The organism is Methylobacterium aquaticum (assembly GCF_016804325.1).
Taxonomy (GTDB): domain Bacteria; phylum Pseudomonadota; class Alphaproteobacteria; order Rhizobiales; family Beijerinckiaceae; genus Methylobacterium; species Methylobacterium aquaticum_C.
This window is the reverse complement of the sequence record NZ_CP043627.1, coordinates 5,644,207-5,660,916: the sequence shown is the minus strand read 5'-3', so window position 1 is coordinate 5,660,916 and position 16,710 is coordinate 5,644,207. Positions and strand designations below refer to the sequence as shown.

The following is a 16,710-nucleotide window of genomic DNA, read 5'->3' as shown; positions in this document are numbered from 1 at the left end:
TCGCCGGGGGGCCATACCGATCGGTACCTCGCCCTCGCGGGCGATCCCGGTCAGGATGACGGGCAGAACGGGAGTGGCGCGCCGGAATGGGATCGCTCAGGGTACGGTTCGGGCTGCTCGTCGGGAGCGCGGCGTTCCTCGTGGTGCTGGCGGCGGTCGGCCTCTACACCACTTTGCACACCGCCGAGCGCACCCTGGACGCGACGCTCGACGCGCAGGTGCGCCTGGAGCGGATCGCCGAATTGTCCGGGCGCCTGACCGAGTTCGGCCTCGCCGCCGTTGAGGCAGTTAGCGACAATCCGGGCCGGCCCGAGCGGCTGGCCAATGCCCGCAACGAGGTCGACAAGGCGCTGAACGCCGTCGACGAAGGCGTGAGCCGGGCGGTCGCCGGGGCCGGCGGCGTCCTCGACCGCACGCAATATACCGCGCGTGCCCGCCCGCTCGCCCGCCTGCGGTCGGCCCGCGCCATGCTCGACCGGCAGGTGGCGCAGATCCAGCGCGAGCCGGAGCCGGCCAGGCGCGCCGACGCGATCCGCGGCGCGCTCAACGCCTTCGGGGCGGTGACCGGCCAGCCCCTCACCTTCCTGGTCGAGGCGGAGCGCCGGGCGGTCGAGGCGTCCGCGGCGGAGGTCCGGACGCTCGCGGTCCGGATGCGGGTCGTCGCGGTGGCGGCGACCGTGCTGATCGTGCTGCTCCTCATCCTGCTGCACCGGGGCCTGACCCGGCCGATCCTGCGCCGGATCGAGGCGATCCGCGCCGGGGCCGCGGCGATCGGCCGGGGCGAGCTCGACACCCGCCTGGCTGTCGCGAGCCACGACGAGCTGGGCCTGCTCGTCGCGAGCTTCAACCGGATGGCGGCGCGGCTGAAACGGCGCGAGATCCGGGTTGCCGCCGACCGGGCCGCCCTGGAGGAGATCGTCGCCCGCGCCACCGCCGACCTGCGCGGCGCCAATGCGCGGCTGGAAGAGATCGACCGCTCGCGCCGGCGCTTCTTCGCCGATGTCAGCCACGAGCTGCGCACGCCCCTCACCGTGATCCTCGGCGAATGCGACCTCGCCGCCCGCTCCCCCGACACGCCGGACCCGTTCCGTCCCGTGATCGCCACCATCCGCAAGCGGGCCCTGCGGCTGCACCGCCGGGTCGGCGACATGCTGCGGGTCGCGCGCTCGGAATCCGGCGAGATCGCCCTGGAACGCCGGCCGGTGGGGCTCGCCGGAATCCTGGCGGAAGCGGTGGAAAGCTGTGCGCCGGAAGCGAAGCGCCGCCGCATCGCGCTGGTGCTGGAGCCGAGCGAGGCCGATGTCGAGGTGCCGGCCGATGCCGAGTGGCTGCGCCAGATCGTCGAGGGGCTGATCGACAACGCGCTGCGCCACGCGACCGGCGCCACGCAGGTGCGCCTCGGCTTCGCGCCGAGCGGCAGCGGCGCCACCGTGACGGTGTCCGACGACGGCCCGGGCTTCCCACCGGAGGCCGAGGGCCTGTTCGAGCGCTTCCGGCGCGGGTCCGGGCCGGGGCCGGCGGCCTCCGGCTTCGGCATCGGCCTCGCACTGGCGCGCTGGGTCGTTGAGCGCCATGATGGCGAGATACGCCTGGATTCAGGGCGGCCCGGCGCACGGGTTACCCTGGAACTGCCCGGCGAGGATGTGAGGGAGGACGCGGCATGAGCCGGCGACCGGGACAACGCGCATGACCAACGTTCTCATCGTGGAGGATGACGGCGACATCCGTGCCATGCTGGCGCGCGGCCTCTCCGCCGAGGGCTTCGGCGTCGACCTCGCGGGCGGCGTCGACGAGGCGCTGTCGGCGGCCCGCGAGCGGGTGCCCGAGGCGGTGCTGCTCGACAACATGCTGCCGGACGGCTCGGGCCACGACGTCTGCCGCTCGTTGCGGGAGGGCGGCTATCCGGGGGCGATCCTTTTCCTGAGCGCCAAGGACGAGGTCGGCGACCGGGTCGACGGCCTGGCGGTCGGGGCCGACGACTACATCGTCAAGCCGTTCGTGTTCGACGAGCTGCTGGCCCGCCTGCGCGTCCACCTGCAGCGCCGCCGGGCGAGCGGCGAGGCCCGCACCCTGGTCAGCGCCGGGCGGCTCTCCCTCGATCTCGCGACGCGCCAGGTCCGCTTCGGCGAGGTCACAGCCCGCCTGACCCAGCGGGAGGCCGAGCTGCTGGCGATCCTGATGGAGCAGGCGAGCCGCCCGGTGACGCGGGGCGACATCTTCGACAAGCTGTGGGCCAGCCAGGGCGGTCTCTCCCTCAACGTGGTCGACGTCTATGTCGGCTACCTGCGCACCAAGCTCGCCGAGATCGCCCGTGCCGGCGGCCCGAGCCTCGTCACCGTGCGCGGCCGCGGCTTCATGCTCGACCTGCACGAGGCCGGATTTCGTCAGTGACGAAATTATTTCGGGCACAATTTATCCCGGCTAAACCCATGGCGAGCCTGCACAATAAGACCGGTCTGAGAAACCACCGCCCGGTTTCCCACCGCCTTTCGGCAAAATAGCGCTTGCACTCCGGGCGCCGATTGCCGATATATCCCGTGGTGACGGAAAACACTGTCATCTCAAAGTCTTAGGAACCTCTTAGAGGTTTCCGCCGATCAGGAGAAACGCCATGAAGTGGTCGATGCCCGTCGTCGCCGAAGTCTGCGTCGGCATGGAAGTCACGTCCTACGAGTCGGCCGAGATCGATCCCTTCAACTAAGGGCTCACCCGGTCTGCGCCTCCGGCGGTCCCCCGCCGGACGGCGCGCGAGATACCATCGTTGCACCGGCCATCCGCGCCGGATCACCCGCCGATCAGGAGAAACACCATGAAGTGGTCGCTGCCCGTCGTCGCCGAGATCTGCGTCGGCATGGAAGTCACGTCCTACGAGTCCGCCGAGATCGATCCCTTCAACTAAGACCGGATCGGCCGCAAGCTCATGCACGCCATCGTTCTGGGGTCCGGGGCGGGCGGAGGCGTGCCGCAGTGGAACTGCCGCTGCCCGATCTGCGCCATGGCCCGGGCGGGCGACCGCCGGGTCCTGCCCCGCACCCAGTCGAGCCTCGCCGTCTCCGCCGACGGCGATTCCTGGCTCCTGGTGAACGCCTCACCCGACATCCGCCAGCAGCTATTCGACACACCGGCCCTGCATCCGCGCGAGGGCCTGCGCCACTCGCCGATCCAGGCGGTGCTGCTGACGAACGGCGACGTCGACCACGTCGCGGGCCTGCTGACGCTTCGCGAGGGCCAGCCCTTCCGCCTCCACGCCACGCGCGGCATCCTCGACTCGATCGGGGCCAACCGCGTCTTCGACGTGATGGCACAGGGCGTGGTGGAGCGCACCGAGATCGCCCTCGACCAACCCTTCTCGCCGGTGCCGGGCCTCACCGTCACCTTGTTTCCGGTGCCCGGCAAGGTGCCGCTCTGGCTCGAGGACGGCACGCCGGAGATCGGCGCCGAGACCGAGACCACGGTGGGCGCGATGATCGAGGCCGGGGGGAAGCGCCTCGCCTACGTACCGGGCTGCGCCCGCGTCACGGACGGGCTGAAGGACAGGATTTCCGGGGTCGACGCGCTGTTGTTCGACGGCACGGTGCTGGCCGACGACGACATGATCCGCGCCGGCGTCGGCACCAAGACCGGCTGGCGCATGGGCCACGTGCCGATGACCGGAGAGGGCGGCTCGGTGGCGGCCCTCGCCGCGGTGCAGGTCGGCCAAAAAGTCTTCGTCCACATCAACAACACCAATCCGGTGCTGGTCGAGGGCTCGGAGGAGCGCCGCGGCGTCGAGGCGGCGGGGTGGGTCGTGGCCCATGACGGGCTGACGTTGCGGGTGTGAGAGGTTTCGGTCGGGCACGGGCTTCTCCCTCCCCCCTCTGCGGGGAGGGTTCACAGCGGCGCCGCTTCCTTTCGCCGGATAGCCCTCCCCCACGCACTTTGGTCGCCCTTGACCCCTCCTTGCGGTGGATCAAGTTCCCGCCCACGGGATCACTGGTAACGAACAAGCCGGACCCCTCAGGACGCCCGACGCCATGACCGCCTCCCTCGCCCTCTCCGTCAGCCCGACCGAGCCCGCCGACCGCCTGCTCTCGCCGGCGGAGCTGGAAGCGGCGCTCCGCGACATCGGGGCGCGGCGCTACCACAACCTGCACCCGTTCCATCGCCTGCTGCACGACGGCAAGCTCGACAAGGATCAGGTGCGGGCCTGGGCGCTCAACCGCTACTACTACCAAGCGATGATCCCGGTGAAGGACGCCACCCTGCTGGCCCGCCTGCCGGATGCGAATCTCCGCCGGGTCTGGCGCCAGCGCATCGTCGACCATGACGGCGACCACGAGGGCGACGGCGGCATCGAGCGCTGGCTGAAGCTCGCCGAGGGCGTCGGCTTCGAACGCGATTACGTGCTGTCGACCAAGGGCATCCTGTCGGCGACCCGCTTCTCGGTCGAGGCCTACGTGCATTTCGTCGCCGAGCGCTCGCTGCTGGAGGCCATCGCCTCATCGCTGACCGAGATGTTCTCGCCGACCATCATCTCCGAGCGCGTCGCCGGGATGCTGAAGAACTACGACTTCATCACCCGCGAGACCCTGGCCTATTTCGACAAGCGCCTGACCCAGGCGCCCCGGGACGCCGATTTCGCCCTCGACTACGTCACGCGCCACGCGCTCACGCCGCAGCAGCAGGCCCAGGCCCTCGACGCGCTGCGCTTCAAGTGCAACGTGCTGTGGACCCAGCTCGACGCGCTCTACTTCGCCTACGTGTCGCCCGGGATGATCCCGCCGGATGCCTGGCGTCCGGGCGAGGGCCTGCGCGCGGGAGCGGACGCATGAGCCTCACCCCCGACAGCGTGCCGCGGCTGCCCCGCGGGGTGCGGCTGCGCCACGACACGGTACGCGACGCCCACGTGCTGCTGGCGCCCGAGCGCACCTTCGACCTCGACCAGAACGCCGTCGCGGTTCTGGGCCTCGTCGACGGGTCGCGCAGCATCCGGGCCATCGCCGAGGCCCTGAGCCAGCAATACGCGGTCGACGCCGCGATCATCGAGCCCGACGTGATCACGATGCTGGACGGCCTGCTGCTCAAGCGCGTGCTCGAGACCGTGCCGGCGGCCTAGGGCATTGTCCGACGAAGCGGATGCCGGTTCGTCGAAGACAATGCGGCAAAAACAAAGACCTGGAGAGCTTCGCGATGGCAGCGCGATCGTGAAATGCTCTGGAGGCCCCGGGAGGGACAGTCATGAACGCCGTCACGCCCACTCTGCCGGCCCCGATCGGGCTCCTCGCGGAGCTGACGCATCGCTGCCCGCTGCGCTGCCCCTATTGCTCGAACCCGCTCGAACTCGACCGGCGCTCGGCCGAGCTCGACACGGCGACCTGGCAGCGGGTGCTCCGCGAGGCGGCGGCGCTGGGCGTGCTCCACGTCCACCTCTCCGGCGGCGAGCCCACGGCGCGGCAGGACATCGTCGACATCACCCGCACCTGCGCCGAGCTCGGCCTCTACTCGAACCTGATCACTTCCGGGGTGGCCGGCGCGCTGGACAAGCTCGACGCGCTCTACGACGTCGGCCTCGATCACGTGCAGCTCTCGGTCCAGGCGGTCGAGGCGGCGAATGCCGAGCGGATCGGCGGCCTCAAGAACGCGCAGCCGCAAAAGTTCGCCTTCGCCGAGCGGGTGACGGCGCTCGGCCTGCCGCTGACGCTGAACGCGGTGATCCACCGCGGCAACATCGCCGAGGTGCCGGCGCTGATCGATCTGGCGGTCCGCCTCGGCGCCAAGCGCCTGGAGGTGGCCCACACGCAATATTACGGCTGGGCCTACGTCAACCGCGCCGCCCTGATGCCGGCGAAGGCCGATGTCGACCGCTCGATCCGCACCGTCGAGGAGGCGCGCGAGCGGCTGAAGGGCCAGCTCGTCATCGACCTCGTCGTGCCGGATTACTATGCCAAGTATCCGAAGGCCTGCGCCGGCGGCTGGGGAAGACGGCTGATGAACGTCACGCCGACCGGCAAGGTTCTGCCCTGCCACGCCGCCGAGACGATTCCCGGCCTCGAGTTCTGGCACGTCCAGGACCATTCGCTGGCTGAGATCTGGGCGGAGTCGCCGGCCTTCCGGGCCTATCGCGGCACCGACTGGATGAAGGAGCCCTGCCGCTCCTGCGACCGGCGCGAGAAGGATTGGGGCGGCTGCCGCTGCCAGGCCCTGGCCCTGGCGGGCGACGCCGCCGCCACCGATCCGGCCTGCTCGCTCTCGCCCCTGCACGGCAAGGTCCAGGCCCTGGCGGTCGCCGAATCGGCGCTGGAGACCGCGCCCGATTACCAGTATCGCACCATCGGCGGCGCACCCCGCGCTGCCGTTCCCGAGGGAGCGCCCGTGTGAGCCGTCTCGTCCTGGTTGGTCTCGTCTCCGCCCTGCTCGGCGGTCCGGCTCTCGCGCAAGGCACGCCGCCGCAAGCCGCACCGGCTCAAGCGACGCCGAGTCCGGCCACGGCCTCCCGGGAAACGCCGCCCAACGCCACCGTCCTGTTGTTCGAGACCAACCAGGTCGCCAATACGACGCCGGGCCAGCCGCTCGGCTACCGCTACACCCGCTTCAGCGGCATCGACGGCGCCCCCTTCGGGCCACCGGTCGAGGACCGCATCCGCGAGGAGGTGACACCGGGCGCGAGCGCGGATAACCGGAACCTCAAGGTCGAGATGTTCTCCGGCGAGCGCCGGATGCCGACCGCGACCTACGAGGACGTCCCCGGCAACCCCGTGCTGGTGCGCTTCCTGGAGCATCACCTCGAGGACCTCGCCAAGGTGCTCAAGGGCAATCCGCGCTACATCAAGAACGGCATCCGGCGCGCCTTGCGCGAGAACGCGACCGTGACCCCGACCGAGGTCGAGGTCGACGGCCGGAAGGAACCGGGCTGGCGCGTCGTGGCGCGGCCCTTCGTCGACGATCCGGTGCGCGACCGCCTGCGCGGCTTCGAGGGCCTGACCTACACCTTCGTGGTCTCCCCGAAGGTGCCGGGCCAGATCGTCTCGATCGACGCCCGGGCGACCAACCCCGAGGGCGGAATTCTGCTTCAGGAAACGCTGACCTATGAACCGAATGCTGGTTAAGGCGCTTCTCGCGGGCGGCCTCGCGGTCGCGGCAGGCCTCGGCTCCGCGCGGGCCGACGACAACGACTACCCGACCGAGGCGCGGGCCGATTACATCTTCGGCTGCATGGCGGCCAACGGCCAGACCCGCGAGGGGCTGACGAAATGCGCCTGCTCGATCGACGCCATCGCGGCGATCCTGCCCTACGACAAGTACGTCCAGGCCTCGACCATCCTGGGCATGCGCCAGGGCATCGGCCAGCGCGCGAACGAGTTCCGCTCGACCAAGATGTTCGACGACAAGGTGGCGGAGCTGCGCCGGGCCCAGGCCGAGGCCGAGATCCGCTGCTACCGGCCGACCGCGAACTGAGAGCCTGTATGAGCAGGATTTCTACCCAATATTTGAGGTAGACGGGATCATCCTTCCCGCCAACCTCATCCTGAGGTGCGAACGAAGTGAGCCTCGAAGGAGGGCTCCAGGGATCGCAGAGACTTCTGGAGCCCTCCTTCGAGGTCAGTCGATCTGCGATCGACTAACACCTCAGGATGAGGTGGAAGGGTAGGATATCTCCTGATTTTTCTCAGTTTTTGTCAAATCACGCTGCTCAAACAGGCTCTGAGACTTCCATCGACGGCCCGGGATGCCGGCGCATCGGACCATCGATTCATCGCGAATCATCGACTTCGAGCCACAGGCTCGACGACGATTCGGGAACGGCACGAAGCTCTCTTCGCCAACCGTCGGCCTTACGCCGCCCGGGCCGTCGCCTCGACCACGACGACCCGGTCCCGCCCGCCATGCTTGGCCTCGTACAGGGCCCGGTCGGCCTGCCGCAGCAGCGCATCGACGTCGGCGCCGGCCTCCGCGACGGCGAGACCGGCGCTGACCGTGAACGAGAGGGTCGCCCCCTCGACCTCCACCCTCATCCGCGCCACCGCGCTCCGGAGTGCTTCGGCTGAGGCCGCCGCCCGCTCGCGCGAGCCGTGCGGCAGCAGGCAGGCGAATTCCTCGCCGCCGAGCCGCCCGACCGCTGCGGCATCTTTCCGCCGCGGCGGCGCGCCACCCGAGCCCCGCCTGTCGTTCAAGTCGCGCATCTGGCGCGCGACCTCGTCGGCGAAGGCACGCAGGGCCGCATCCCCGGCGGCATGGCCGTGGCCGTCGTTGATCGCCTTGAAGTGGTCGATGTCGAGCATCAGCAGGGCGGCCGGCTGCCGGTCGCGGACGATCCGGTCCGACGCCGCCTCCAGGAAGGCACGACGGTTGAGGAGGCCGGTCAGCGAGTCGGTCCGGGCCGCCTGCCGCTGCATCGATGCCTCGGTGTCGAGTTCGAGCGTCGTCACCGCCAGGAGCATGATCAGGTAGGTGATCAGGTTCACCAGGAGCATGATCGCGCTCCAGCGATTCGGCTCGAACAGCGGCACCACGATCCCCGGGTTGCGGAGCGAGAAGACGATCGTCCAGACCGACAACGCGGCGTCGAGGAGCAGCACCGCGCCGGCCATCAGGCGGCCGAAGCGCAATCCGAGCCCGCTCGCCCGGAAGAAGTCGAGGCACATGGCGACGCAGTAGCCGGTGATGATGACCGACGACACGGCGTTGCGGACCTGCTCGGCGGCGTAGAGGGGCGGGACGAGGCAGGCTCCGGTCCAGACGATCGCGCCGACCCACAGGGTCCAGGGCCGCACCGGCTTGCGGACGACGATGCGCACGGCCGCGAGGAAGAACGCGAAGGTCTGGATGAAGCAGATGGACGCCAGCCAGACCGCGATCCAATCCGGCGCGGCGTTCCGGGACATGAACATCAGGCAGCCGAACGTGGCGCATCCCGACGAGGCTGCGAGCCAGAGATAGATCCGGCGACCGCGCTGCGACAACCAGGCGAGCAGGAAGTACAGGCTCGTCACCAGGTCGATGACGGCCGAGGTGATGAACAGCGTCGGCAGGTCGAGCGTCATGGCGATGGGTCCCGGCGCGGGGCTGCCCCTGCGCAATTCGCGACGAGGTTGTGAACCGGGCGATCGACGGCGGCGGTCACGGTCTCGATGAAGCCGCCGGACCGTGACGAGCCGGCTTCCGCGATCGATAAAATGCCGGCAAACACGGCTTCATGGTAGCGTTGTGAACGCCATCGTCGGTGCCGGGACAATCCGGGCCTTCGAATGGGACCGCCGGCTTTGCGGATTCCGTAACGTTGACGGAGCCGCACGCGCGTCGTCGCCGAGGCGGTTGCGGCCCCGGCCGTGAGCCGGCACTCTGGGCGCCTCTCGATCGGCGGGGATGCGCGATGAAGCGGCTCATCGGATGGGCACTGGTGGCGGGGTGCCTCGCGCAAGCGGCGGTTGCCGACGACCTCTCCCTGTGGTCGCTCTACGACCAGAAGCTCCGGTCCGCGAAATACATCGACCTGACCCATGCCTTCGCGCCGGTGCAGCCGGTCTGGCCGGGCTTTGCCGGCGCCACGTTCAAGCCGGCCCGGGCCGGCCGCACGCTCGACGGGTTCGCCAAGGAAGGCGACGTCTTCACCTACGAGACCCACGGTTTCGTCGCCACCGCCTACGACCTGCCGACCGACCAGTACGGCACCCAGCTCGACCCGCCGGCTCACTGGAACCCGCGCGGCGCGACGATCAGCGACCTGCCGGCGACCTACACCCTGCGGCCGCTGGCGGTGATCGACATCTCGGCCAAGGTCGCCCGCGACGAGGGCTATCACCTCCAGGTCGCCGACATCGCGGCCTTCGAAGAGAAGCACGGGCGCATCCCGGCCGGCGCCGTGGTGATGGTGCGCTCGGACTGGTCGAAGCGCTGGGCGGACGGAGAGCGGTTCCGGCAGAAGCCGTTCCCCGGCGTGAGCCTCGCGGCACTCCAGTTCCTGCATCTCAAGCGCAAGATCCTGTTCCACGGCCACGAGCCGCTGGACACCGACACGACGCCGACCCTCGAAGGCGAGGCCTGGCTGATGCACAACAACTTCGCGCAAGCCGAGGGGGTGGCGAACCTCGACCAGGTGCCGGAGGCCGGGGCGCTCATCGCCATCGGCTTCGCCAAGCCGCTCGGCGGCACCGGCGGCTATGCCCGCTACGTCGCCATCGCGCCGGCTGGCTGGCCGCACGGCGTCAGCGTCGACGCGGTGCCGGGTGCGCCGCTGCCGCAGCAGCCCGCGCCCCTGCGACGCGATGCCGACGGGGTGATGCGGCCGACGGCGCCGTGAGGTCCCGTGGATCGAGGCCAAGACGCGACTCTACCGGGCGCACGAACCCTGCCGGGCGGTCCTGATCATCGAGCAGCGCCGGATCGAGGTCACGGTCTGGGAGCGCGCGCCGGATGGATGGGACGAGCGGCGGCTCACCGATCCTGACGCCGCCCTGGACCTGCCGGGTTTCGGTCTGTTCTGCCCGGTCGGGGCGCTCTATGCCGGCACGCATCTGCGGCCACGGCGGCGGCCCACGTGATGGCGGACGCCTCCCGCAGACAGGTCACCCGCCCATGGCGCTGCACAATTCCACCAGCACGCCATCGCCGTCCCGCACATAGGCGACGACCTGCCCCCACGGCTTCGTCACCGGCTCGGCCACCGGCAGCGCCCCCGCCCCGACGGCCCGGGCGAAGGCCGCCGCGACGTCCTCGGCGATCAGGCCGACCTCGAAGCCAGAGGGCGCGTCGGCGCGGCGGTTGAGGCGGAAACCCGGGCAGGTCTGGGCCACGAAAACCTCCTCGGCGAAGGCCAGGGCCGTCCCGCCGGTCTCCAGCTCGGCATATTGCCCGCTCTCGTGGACGAAGCGAGGCACCAGCCCGAAGGCGCGCTCGTAGAACGCGACGCTCGCCGCCACGTCGGGAACGTACAGGATGACATAGCCGAGCCGCATCGCCGAGAGCCGCCTTTGATGAAGCTTGCGCCGTCAGGTCCCGTTGCCCGCGGGGAAGGTCCGGGTAAAGACGCGCCCCTCGGTGTCCTTGGCCGCCACCGTCACCGGCTCGGTGTTGCCGTGGTAGGAAAAGCGGAAGGTCGGGTCCTCGCTGATCGAGATGCCGCCGGTCATCGAGAAGAGCGGCGTCTCGCCCTGGCGCACGCTCAGGGATTCGACGAACCAGGCCGGCGTGTAGAGCCGGGTCACCTGATCCATCTGCAACCCGGAATAGTTCGGGTGGCGGACCTGGACCTGCGCCTCGCCACGATCCGCGAAGGCGCGGAAGCGCATCTCGCCGAGATGGGCCTTGGCCTCGGCCGGATCCTTGACCGCCGGCGCCGAGCAGCCGCCCGCCGCCTTCACGTAGGCCTTGGTCATGTAGAGGCCGCCATCCTCGGTCTCGGCGATGGCGCGGACGTAGGAATAGGAATTCACCCGGATGCGGGTGGAGAGATCGAAGCGGCGCTGCCCCTCCGCGAACCGGATCGTGCCGACCACCGGCGAGGGATTCTCGTCCACCACCAGGGTCAGGCTCTTCACCCGGCGGGCATCGCCTTCGGGCAGGGTGATGTGAAGCGTTACCGGGACGATGGCGGCGTCCTCGGCGCGCTTGGGCGCCTCGAGACTCACCAGCCCGGCCCCGTCCCGGATCAGGCGCTCGCCCACGACGCTGGGGCGCAGCTCGGTCCAGGTGGTCTCGGGCCGCTCGTCCTGCGCCGCGGCCGGGCCGGCCAGAGCCGCCAACACGCAGAAAGCCGGCAACACTCTCATGACGCTCTCCCGGATGCGGGCCTCTCGCCGCTTGCGACCAATGTAGAGGAGGCCCGGACCCGATGCCAGGATAAGTCCCTGACGCGGCGCGGTTTCGGGCGGCCTCTCGCCGGAAGGTGATCGCCGGAGGTGCCGTTGCGCGCCGGCGCCCGCCGGCCTATCCCGGATCGGTCGCCGTCGAGGATTGTCGCACCGTGTCTTCACTCGCCGCCCTGCTGCCGGATCTCGGCCGCCGCACCCTGGTGATGGGCATCCTGAACGTCACCCCGGATTCGTTCTCCGATGGCGGCCGCTTCCAGGATCTCGACGCGGCGCGCGACCAAGCCACGCGCCTGGTCGAGGAAGGCGCCGCCCTCCTCGACATCGGCGGCGAATCGACGAGGCCGGGCCACCAGCCGGTACCGGCCGAGGAAGAGCAGGCCCGGGTGCTGCCGGCGATCCGGGCGCTCGGCCCCGCCCTCCCCGTCCCGATCTCGATCGACACCTACAAGGCCTCCACCGCCGACGTGGCGTTGAAGGCCGGCGCCCGCATCGTCAACGACGTCTGGGGCCTGCAGCGCGAGCCGGAGATCGCCCGGGTCGCGGCCCATCACGGCGCGCCGGTGGTGGTGATGCACAACCGCGAGACCGTCGATCCGGGCCTCGACATCGTCGACGAGATGCGGGCCTTCTTCGAGCGCTCGCTCGACATCGCCCGCCGGGCCGGCATCCCGGACCGCGACATCGTGCTCGATCCCGGCATCGGCTTCGGCAAGAGCTGGGAGCAGCATCTGGAGGCCCTGCGGCGCCTGCCCGAGCTGCGGGCGCTCGGCTTCCCGCTCCTCGTCGGGGTGTCGCGCAAATCGGTGCTCGGGCGCATCCACAACGCCGCCACCGCGCCGGCAGATCGGCTGTTCGGCTCGATCGCCGCCCATGTCGCCGCCGCGTCGCTCGGGGCCGACATCGTGCGGGTCCACGACGTGCGCCCGCATGTCGAGGCCTGCCAGGTGGTCGACGCGATCATGCGTCCCGCCTCCCGCGCCGGAGCCTGAATGTTGGACCGCATCCTGATCCACCGCCTCGCGGTCTTCGCCCGCCACGGCGTGCTGCCGGAGGAGGAGGCGCTGGGCCAGCGCTTCTACCTCTCGCTCGAAGCCCGGCTCGATCTCGGGGAGGCCGGCCGCAGCGACGACATCGCCGGCACGGTGAGCTACGCCGACCTCGCGGCCCTCGCCCACCGCATCGCCACCGAGAGGCGCTTCCGGCTGATCGAGGCCCTGGCCGAGACCATCGCCACGGAGGCACTCGACGCCTTCCCGATGCTCCAGGCCCTCACCGTGCGGGTCGACAAGCCGAGCGCGCCGGTGCCGCTGGTGCTCGACGGCGTCGCGGTCGAGATCACGAGGACGCGCCGTGACTGACGCCTATCTGGGACTGGGCAGCAATCTCGGCGACAAGGCCGCGATGCTCGATGCGGCGATCGCGGCGCTCGCCGCCACGCCCGGCATCACGGTGACGGCCCGCTCGCGCGACTACCGCACCCCGCCCTGGGGCGATACCGACCAGGACTGGTTCCTCAACGCCGCGATCGGCATCGAGACCACGCTCTCGCCCCACGCCCTGCTGGAGGCCTGCCTGTCCGCCGAGACCCGCCTCGGCCGGGTGCGGGAGCGCCGCTGGGGGCCGCGGGTGATCGACATCGACGTGCTGCATTACGCCGGCGCCACCATCTCCGACGAACGGCTGGTGCTGCCCCACCGCTTCCTGCGCGAGCGCGCCTTCGTGCTGGTGCCGCTCGCCGAGATCGCCCCGGACTTGGTGATCGGCGGGGAGACGGTGGAGGTGGCACTGGCGCGGCTCGACCGGAGCGGGATCGAGCCGGTGGAGAGGGAGGCCTGACCTCGGTCGACCGGGTGGCACAAGTCAGACCATGACGGGAAGCCGGCGAGTCGGGCGAAGACGTTCGCAAACCCACAGGGTCATCCCGGGGATCGCCGAAGGCGAAAGCCCGGGATCCATAACCGCTAACGCAGAAGAACAAGGCGGATCGCGTGCCGCCTCATCCTCCACCGTCGCGGTTATGGATCCCGGGTTCCGCTGCGCGGCCCCAGGATGACATGGAGGGTGTGACAACCGCATGGCCTGACTTGCCAGACCTGCCGCAATCTCCCGTCTACACCGACCGCGTGATCCCCCCATCCACCCGCAGGTTCTGCCCGGTGATGTAGCCCGCCCCGGGGAGGCCAGGAAGGCGACGACGGCGGCGATCTCGTCCTCGCTGCCGTAGCGGCCCAGCGGGATCCGGTCGCGGATGCCGGGCTTCTCCGGCAGGCTGTCGATGAAGCCCGGCAGGATGTTGTTCATCCGGACGTTGTCGGGGGCGTAGCGGTCGGCGAAGAGCTTGGTGAAGGCGGTCAGCCCCGAGCGGAACACGCCGGAGGTCGGAAAGGCCTGCTCGGGCTCGAAGGCCGCGAAGGTCGAGATGTTGATGATCGTGCCGCCGCCCTGGCGCTGCATGATCGGCGTGACGAGGCGGGTCGGCCGCACCACGTTGAGGAAGTAGACCTCCATCCCGCGGCTCCAGTCCTCGTCGGTGAGGTCGAGGAGCGGGCCCTTGGGCCCATGGCCGGCGCTGTTGACCAGCACGTCGACCCGCCCCCACCGCGCCATCGTCCCCTCGACGAGGCGGGCGAGATCGTCCGGCGATCGGTTCGAGCCCGTCATCCCGAGCCCGCCGAGGGACTCGGCCAGGGCCTCGCCCTTGCCGGACGACGACAGGATCGCGACCCGGAAACCCTCCCCCGCCAGCTTGCGGGCGGCCGCGGCCCCCATGCCGCTGCCGCCGGCGGTGACGATGGCGACGCGCTCGTGGCTCATGATGCTGCTCCCGGTTCTCGACGCCGCCTGCATGCCACGGGCTGACCCGAGCGTCACGGCGCCGCGGGGCTCACCCTGGCGAGGGGCAGGCCGGCCTCGCCCCAGCCGTCGGTCCCGTCCGGGTACCAGTGGACGTGAAGGTAGCCGAGGGTCAGGGCGCGCCTGGCGGCGTTCCACGACATCCAGCAGTTCCGCTGGCAGAACAGGACCACCGGCCTGTCGGGGCGGCCCTCGGTCGCCGCAGCGAGGCCGTGCCGGAAGTACTCCTCCGTCTGCGGCGCCAGCGCACCGTAGCCGGTATTGGGCAGCCAGATGGCGTGCGGGATGCTGTCATGCGGCGCATCGCGCCAGATCGTGCCGGGGGCAGGGTGGTGGGCCGCGGCGGACGCGGCAGCACGTCGACGAAGGCGGCGCCGGCCCGCCACAGCCGCTCGGCCTCCGCGGTGGTGATCGTCTCTGCGCCGCGCAGGGTCGCGGGCGTCGGGCTGCGGAAGTCCTCCTGGCGGTAGTCGTCGGGCTCAGGCGGAGCGGTCGGACCGGCGGCCCGCGCGAGGCCGGCTGCCAGAATCAGGAAAGCGGCCGCGAGCCCCCGCCTCACGGCTTGGCGTCCGCCGGCAGCAGCCGGCTCTCCTCCTCGTCGAGGAGCGGAACCGCGTAGTCGCGCAACACCGCCTCGATCTCGGCCCGGCGCTTGCGCAGAGCATTGTTGAGAACCCGCTTCCACTCGTTCTCGCCGTGGCGCACGCCCATGGCGATGCGGTAGGCGAGCGGCGGCCGGTCGGGCTCGCGCAGCAGCGGCACGAGGTCGAGGCCGCCGGCCTGTTTGGCGAGCCAGCCGGCGGCGGGTCCCCAGAGCACGGCGGCGTCGAGCTTGCCCGAGGTCACGTCGGCGACGATCTCGGCCGTGACGGTCTGGTATTGGCGCGCCGGGTCGAACTGGTAGGGCGAATAGGGCTTCATGGTCGGCACCAGGCCGACCGCTCCCATCCGCTCGACCGGGGGCGTGCCGACGATCACGCCGATCGGCTTCCCCTTCAGGCGCGGATCGTCGAGGCCGGTCAGGCCGTCAAAGCTGCCGTGGCGCGACACGAGCACGTAGGTCGAGCGGTAATAGGGGTTGGTGCTCTGCACCAGCTCGCTGCCGAAGGCCGAGCCGACGATGACGTCGCACAGGCCGGTGCCCAGCGTGTTGCGCACGAAGCCCGGCCCCTGCGTGAGCCAGTAATAGCGCAGCTTCACCTTCAGCTCGTCGGCGACGATCTCCGCGATGCGGTTCTCGAACCCGTCACCCTTGCGCTCCGAGAACGGCATGTTGCCGGGATCGGCGCAGACGCGCAGCACGTCGGTCGTGACGAGGTCCGGGAGGTTCTGCGCGTGCGCCGAGGCGGCCAGCGCGAGGCCGGCCGCCAGGACGATCGCCGTGAGGGGTGCCCGCGTCATCAACCGCCCAGGCACTCCTTCTCCTGCTTGCGCGCCGCTTCCGGCTTCTCTTCCTTGTCGCCCGGACGCACCCGGCCGAGCGCACCGGAGGCCCGCGCCTTCAGGTAGACGTAGAGGTCGTCCATGTAGCAGGTGACGTTCTTGTTGTCGCCGAAGGCCGGCATGACCTTCTGGGTCGACGAGTTCACGTCCTGCTTGCCGCCGACGACAATGCCGACGAACTCCTCGTAGGAGAGGGTTTTCAGCGAATCCTTCAGCGCCGGGGCGTAGGTCGAGCCCATGCCGTCCGGACCGTGGCAGACGTGGCACTCGGCGTGATAGCGGCGATAACCCGAATAGGTGTACCAGTCGACCTTCTTGCCGTTATTGGTGATGTGGAAGGTCGGGGCGCCGGCGGCGTCGGTGTACTTGCCGTCTTCCACCTTCACGGCGGCGTCCTTGGCGAGCAGCTTCTCGTCGAGTTCGGCCTTGTCGGCGGGATTGAGCTGGTTGGCCAGCGCCGGATCCGGTGTCGCGTCGGCCTTCTTGGCATCCTCAGCATGTACGGCAACCATCCCGACGGTTGCTAGGGCGAGGCCGGCCGCGAGCGGCCGCAGGACAACTTTGCTGAGGTGACGCAAAGGACGCTTCTCCCTGGATATCATTGGGTCGCCGCCGAAACCGGCGTCCT

17 protein-coding genes and 3 pseudogenes are annotated in these 16,710 nt (G+C 70.3%); 13 read left to right on the top strand and 7 right to left on the bottom strand.

Features of this window, described 5'->3' with window-relative positions; all coding sequences use genetic code 11:
* Positions 1-86: 86 nt before the first annotated feature.
* The 9 genes and pseudogenes from F1D61_RS25965 to F1D61_RS25920 all read left to right on the top strand — a co-directional run bounded on the left by F1D61_RS25965 (position 87) and on the right by F1D61_RS25920 (position 7,434).
* Positions 87-1,664, top strand: a complete 1,578-nt coding sequence (locus F1D61_RS25965) for a sensor histidine kinase (RefSeq protein WP_203155026.1) — start codon at positions 87-89, stop codon at positions 1,662-1,664.
* A 22-nt stretch (positions 1,665-1,686) separates the two neighbouring features.
* Positions 1,687-2,391 carry a response regulator transcription factor gene (locus F1D61_RS25960; RefSeq protein WP_203155025.1) on the top strand — a complete coding sequence of 235 codons (705 nt, stop codon included), beginning with the start codon at positions 1,687-1,689 and terminating at the stop codon, positions 2,389-2,391.
* A gap of 220 nt (positions 2,392-2,611) precedes the next feature.
* Entirely contained in the window at positions 2,612-2,701 is a 90-nt protein-coding gene (gene pqqA, locus F1D61_RS25955; protein ID WP_048426854.1) for a pyrroloquinoline quinone precursor peptide PqqA, read from the top strand.
* Between the two features lie 108 nt (positions 2,702-2,809).
* Positions 2,810-2,899, top strand: a complete 90-nt coding sequence (gene pqqA / locus F1D61_RS25950; protein WP_048451225.1) for a pyrroloquinoline quinone precursor peptide PqqA — start codon at positions 2,810-2,812, stop codon at positions 2,897-2,899.
* 21 nt (positions 2,900-2,920) lie between these two features.
* Positions 2,921-3,820, top strand: a complete 900-nt coding sequence (pqqB, locus tag F1D61_RS25945; protein WP_203155024.1) for a pyrroloquinoline quinone biosynthesis protein PqqB — start codon at positions 2,921-2,923, stop codon at positions 3,818-3,820.
* 193 nt (positions 3,821-4,013) lie between these two features.
* A pseudogene (gene pqqC, locus F1D61_RS25940) lies at positions 4,014-5,095 on the top strand (pyrroloquinoline-quinone synthase PqqC).
* A gap of 122 nt (positions 5,096-5,217) precedes the next feature.
* Entirely contained in the window at positions 5,218-6,357 is a 1,140-nt protein-coding gene (gene pqqE / locus F1D61_RS25930; RefSeq protein WP_203155021.1) for a pyrroloquinoline quinone biosynthesis protein PqqE, read from the top strand.
* Positions 6,354-7,085: a hypothetical protein gene (locus F1D61_RS25925; protein WP_203155020.1), complete on the top strand. Its 732-nt coding sequence runs from the start codon at positions 6,354-6,356 to the stop codon at positions 7,083-7,085. The genes pqqE and F1D61_RS25925 overlap by 4 nt, the downstream gene beginning before the upstream one ends.
* A complete protein-coding gene (locus tag F1D61_RS25920) occupies positions 7,066-7,434 on the top strand; it encodes a hypothetical protein (RefSeq protein ID WP_203155019.1) in 369 nt (122 codons plus the stop codon). The genes F1D61_RS25925 and F1D61_RS25920 overlap by 20 nt, the downstream gene beginning before the upstream one ends.
* Before the next feature lie 377 nt (positions 7,435-7,811).
* Here the strand turns inward: F1D61_RS25920 and F1D61_RS25915 are convergent, their stop codons facing one another.
* The gene (locus F1D61_RS25915; RefSeq protein WP_203155018.1) at positions 7,812-9,020 is read right to left on the bottom strand and encodes a GGDEF domain-containing protein; all 1,209 of its coding nucleotides are present in this window, start codon (positions 9,018-9,020) and stop codon (positions 7,812-7,814) included.
* Positions 9,021-9,349: 329 nt separating this feature from the next.
* On the opposite strand from F1D61_RS25915, the gene F1D61_RS25910 reads away from it, so the two are divergent.
* The gene (locus F1D61_RS25910; RefSeq protein WP_203155017.1) at positions 9,350-10,276 is read left to right on the top strand and encodes a cyclase family protein; all 927 of its coding nucleotides are present in this window, start codon (positions 9,350-9,352) and stop codon (positions 10,274-10,276) included.
* Positions 10,277-10,541: 265 nt separating this feature from the next.
* Here F1D61_RS25910 and F1D61_RS25905 read toward each other — a convergent pair whose 3' ends face one another.
* Together F1D61_RS25905 and F1D61_RS25900 are read right to left on the bottom strand one after the other, a co-directional pair.
* Positions 10,542-10,931: a VOC family protein gene (locus tag F1D61_RS25905; RefSeq protein WP_203155016.1), complete on the bottom strand. Its 390-nt coding sequence runs from the start codon at positions 10,929-10,931 to the stop codon at positions 10,542-10,544.
* A gap of 33 nt (positions 10,932-10,964) precedes the next feature.
* Entirely contained in the window at positions 10,965-11,744 is a 780-nt protein-coding gene (locus tag F1D61_RS25900) for a quinoprotein dehydrogenase-associated SoxYZ-like carrier (protein ID WP_203155015.1), read from the bottom strand.
* Positions 11,745-11,989: 245 nt separating this feature from the next.
* On the opposite strand from F1D61_RS25900, the gene folP reads away from it, so the two are divergent.
* From folP to folK, 3 genes are read left to right on the top strand one after another with little or no spacing between them, the layout of a single operon-like run.
* Positions 11,990-12,775 carry a dihydropteroate synthase gene (gene folP, locus F1D61_RS25895; RefSeq protein WP_203159281.1) on the top strand — a complete coding sequence of 262 codons (786 nt, stop codon included), beginning with the start codon at positions 11,990-11,992 and terminating at the stop codon, positions 12,773-12,775.
* Positions 12,776-13,144 carry a dihydroneopterin aldolase gene (folB, locus tag F1D61_RS25890; protein WP_203155014.1) on the top strand — a complete coding sequence of 123 codons (369 nt, stop codon included), beginning with the start codon at positions 12,776-12,778 and terminating at the stop codon, positions 13,142-13,144.
* The gene (gene folK / locus F1D61_RS25885; RefSeq protein ID WP_203155013.1) at positions 13,137-13,622 is read left to right on the top strand and encodes a 2-amino-4-hydroxy-6-hydroxymethyldihydropteridine diphosphokinase; all 486 of its coding nucleotides are present in this window, start codon (positions 13,137-13,139) and stop codon (positions 13,620-13,622) included. Before folB ends, folK begins: the two co-directional genes overlap by 8 nt.
* Before the next feature lie 274 nt (positions 13,623-13,896).
* On the opposite strand, the pseudogene F1D61_RS25880 reads toward folK, so the two are convergent.
* The 4 genes and pseudogenes from F1D61_RS25880 to F1D61_RS25865 form a co-directional block, all read right to left on the bottom strand.
* Positions 13,897-14,600: pseudogene (locus tag F1D61_RS25880) on the bottom strand (SDR family oxidoreductase).
* A 53-nt stretch (positions 14,601-14,653) separates the two neighbouring features.
* Positions 14,654-15,198: pseudogene (locus F1D61_RS25875) on the bottom strand (PQQ-dependent catabolism-associated CXXCW motif protein).
* Positions 15,195-16,040 carry a rare earth element methanol dehydrogenase accessory protein XoxJ gene (gene xoxJ / locus F1D61_RS25870; RefSeq protein ID WP_203155012.1) on the bottom strand — a complete coding sequence of 282 codons (846 nt, stop codon included), beginning with the start codon at positions 16,038-16,040 and terminating at the stop codon, positions 15,195-15,197. Before xoxJ ends, F1D61_RS25875 begins: the two are co-directional and overlap by 4 nt.
* The gene (locus F1D61_RS25865; RefSeq protein ID WP_203159280.1) at positions 16,040-16,684 is read right to left on the bottom strand and encodes a c-type cytochrome, methanol metabolism-related; all 645 of its coding nucleotides are present in this window, start codon (positions 16,682-16,684) and stop codon (positions 16,040-16,042) included. Before F1D61_RS25865 ends, xoxJ begins: the two co-directional genes overlap by 1 nt.
* Between the last annotated feature and the right edge of the window lie 26 nt (positions 16,685-16,710).

Excerpts from the sequence above, each read along its gene's own strand:
- F1D61_RS25910 (WP_203155017.1), top strand. The coding sequence starts at position 9,350 with ATGAAGCGGCTCATCGGATGGGCACTGGTGGCGGGGTGCCTCGCGCAA.
- F1D61_RS25905 (WP_203155016.1), bottom strand. The coding sequence starts at position 10,931 with ATGCGGCTCGGCTATGTCATCCTGTACGTTCCCGACGTGGCGGCGAGC.
- pqqA (WP_048451225.1), top strand. The coding sequence starts at position 2,810 with ATGAAGTGGTCGCTGCCCGTCGTCGCCGAGATCTGCGTCGGCATGGAA.
- F1D61_RS25915 (WP_203155018.1), bottom strand. The coding sequence starts at position 9,020 with ATGACGCTCGACCTGCCGACGCTGTTCATCACCTCGGCCGTCATCGAC.
- pqqA (WP_048426854.1), top strand. The coding sequence starts at position 2,612 with ATGAAGTGGTCGATGCCCGTCGTCGCCGAAGTCTGCGTCGGCATGGAA.
- F1D61_RS25965 (WP_203155026.1), top strand. The coding sequence starts at position 87 with ATGGGATCGCTCAGGGTACGGTTCGGGCTGCTCGTCGGGAGCGCGGCG.
- pqqB (WP_203155024.1), top strand. The coding sequence starts at position 2,921 with ATGCACGCCATCGTTCTGGGGTCCGGGGCGGGCGGAGGCGTGCCGCAG.
- folP (WP_203159281.1), top strand. The coding sequence starts at position 11,990 with ATGGGCATCCTGAACGTCACCCCGGATTCGTTCTCCGATGGCGGCCGC.
- xoxJ (WP_203155012.1), bottom strand. The coding sequence starts at position 16,040 with ATGACGCGGGCACCCCTCACGGCGATCGTCCTGGCGGCCGGCCTCGCG.
- pqqE (WP_203155021.1), top strand. The coding sequence starts at position 5,218 with ATGAACGCCGTCACGCCCACTCTGCCGGCCCCGATCGGGCTCCTCGCG.
- F1D61_RS25920 (WP_203155019.1), top strand. The coding sequence starts at position 7,066 with ATGAACCGAATGCTGGTTAAGGCGCTTCTCGCGGGCGGCCTCGCGGTC.
- folB (WP_203155014.1), top strand. The coding sequence starts at position 12,776 with ATGTTGGACCGCATCCTGATCCACCGCCTCGCGGTCTTCGCCCGCCAC.
- F1D61_RS25900 (WP_203155015.1), bottom strand. The coding sequence starts at position 11,744 with ATGAGAGTGTTGCCGGCTTTCTGCGTGTTGGCGGCTCTGGCCGGCCCG.
- F1D61_RS25960 (WP_203155025.1), top strand. The coding sequence starts at position 1,687 with ATGACCAACGTTCTCATCGTGGAGGATGACGGCGACATCCGTGCCATG.
- F1D61_RS25865 (WP_203159280.1), bottom strand. The coding sequence starts at position 16,684 with ATGATATCCAGGGAGAAGCGTCCTTTGCGTCACCTCAGCAAAGTTGTC.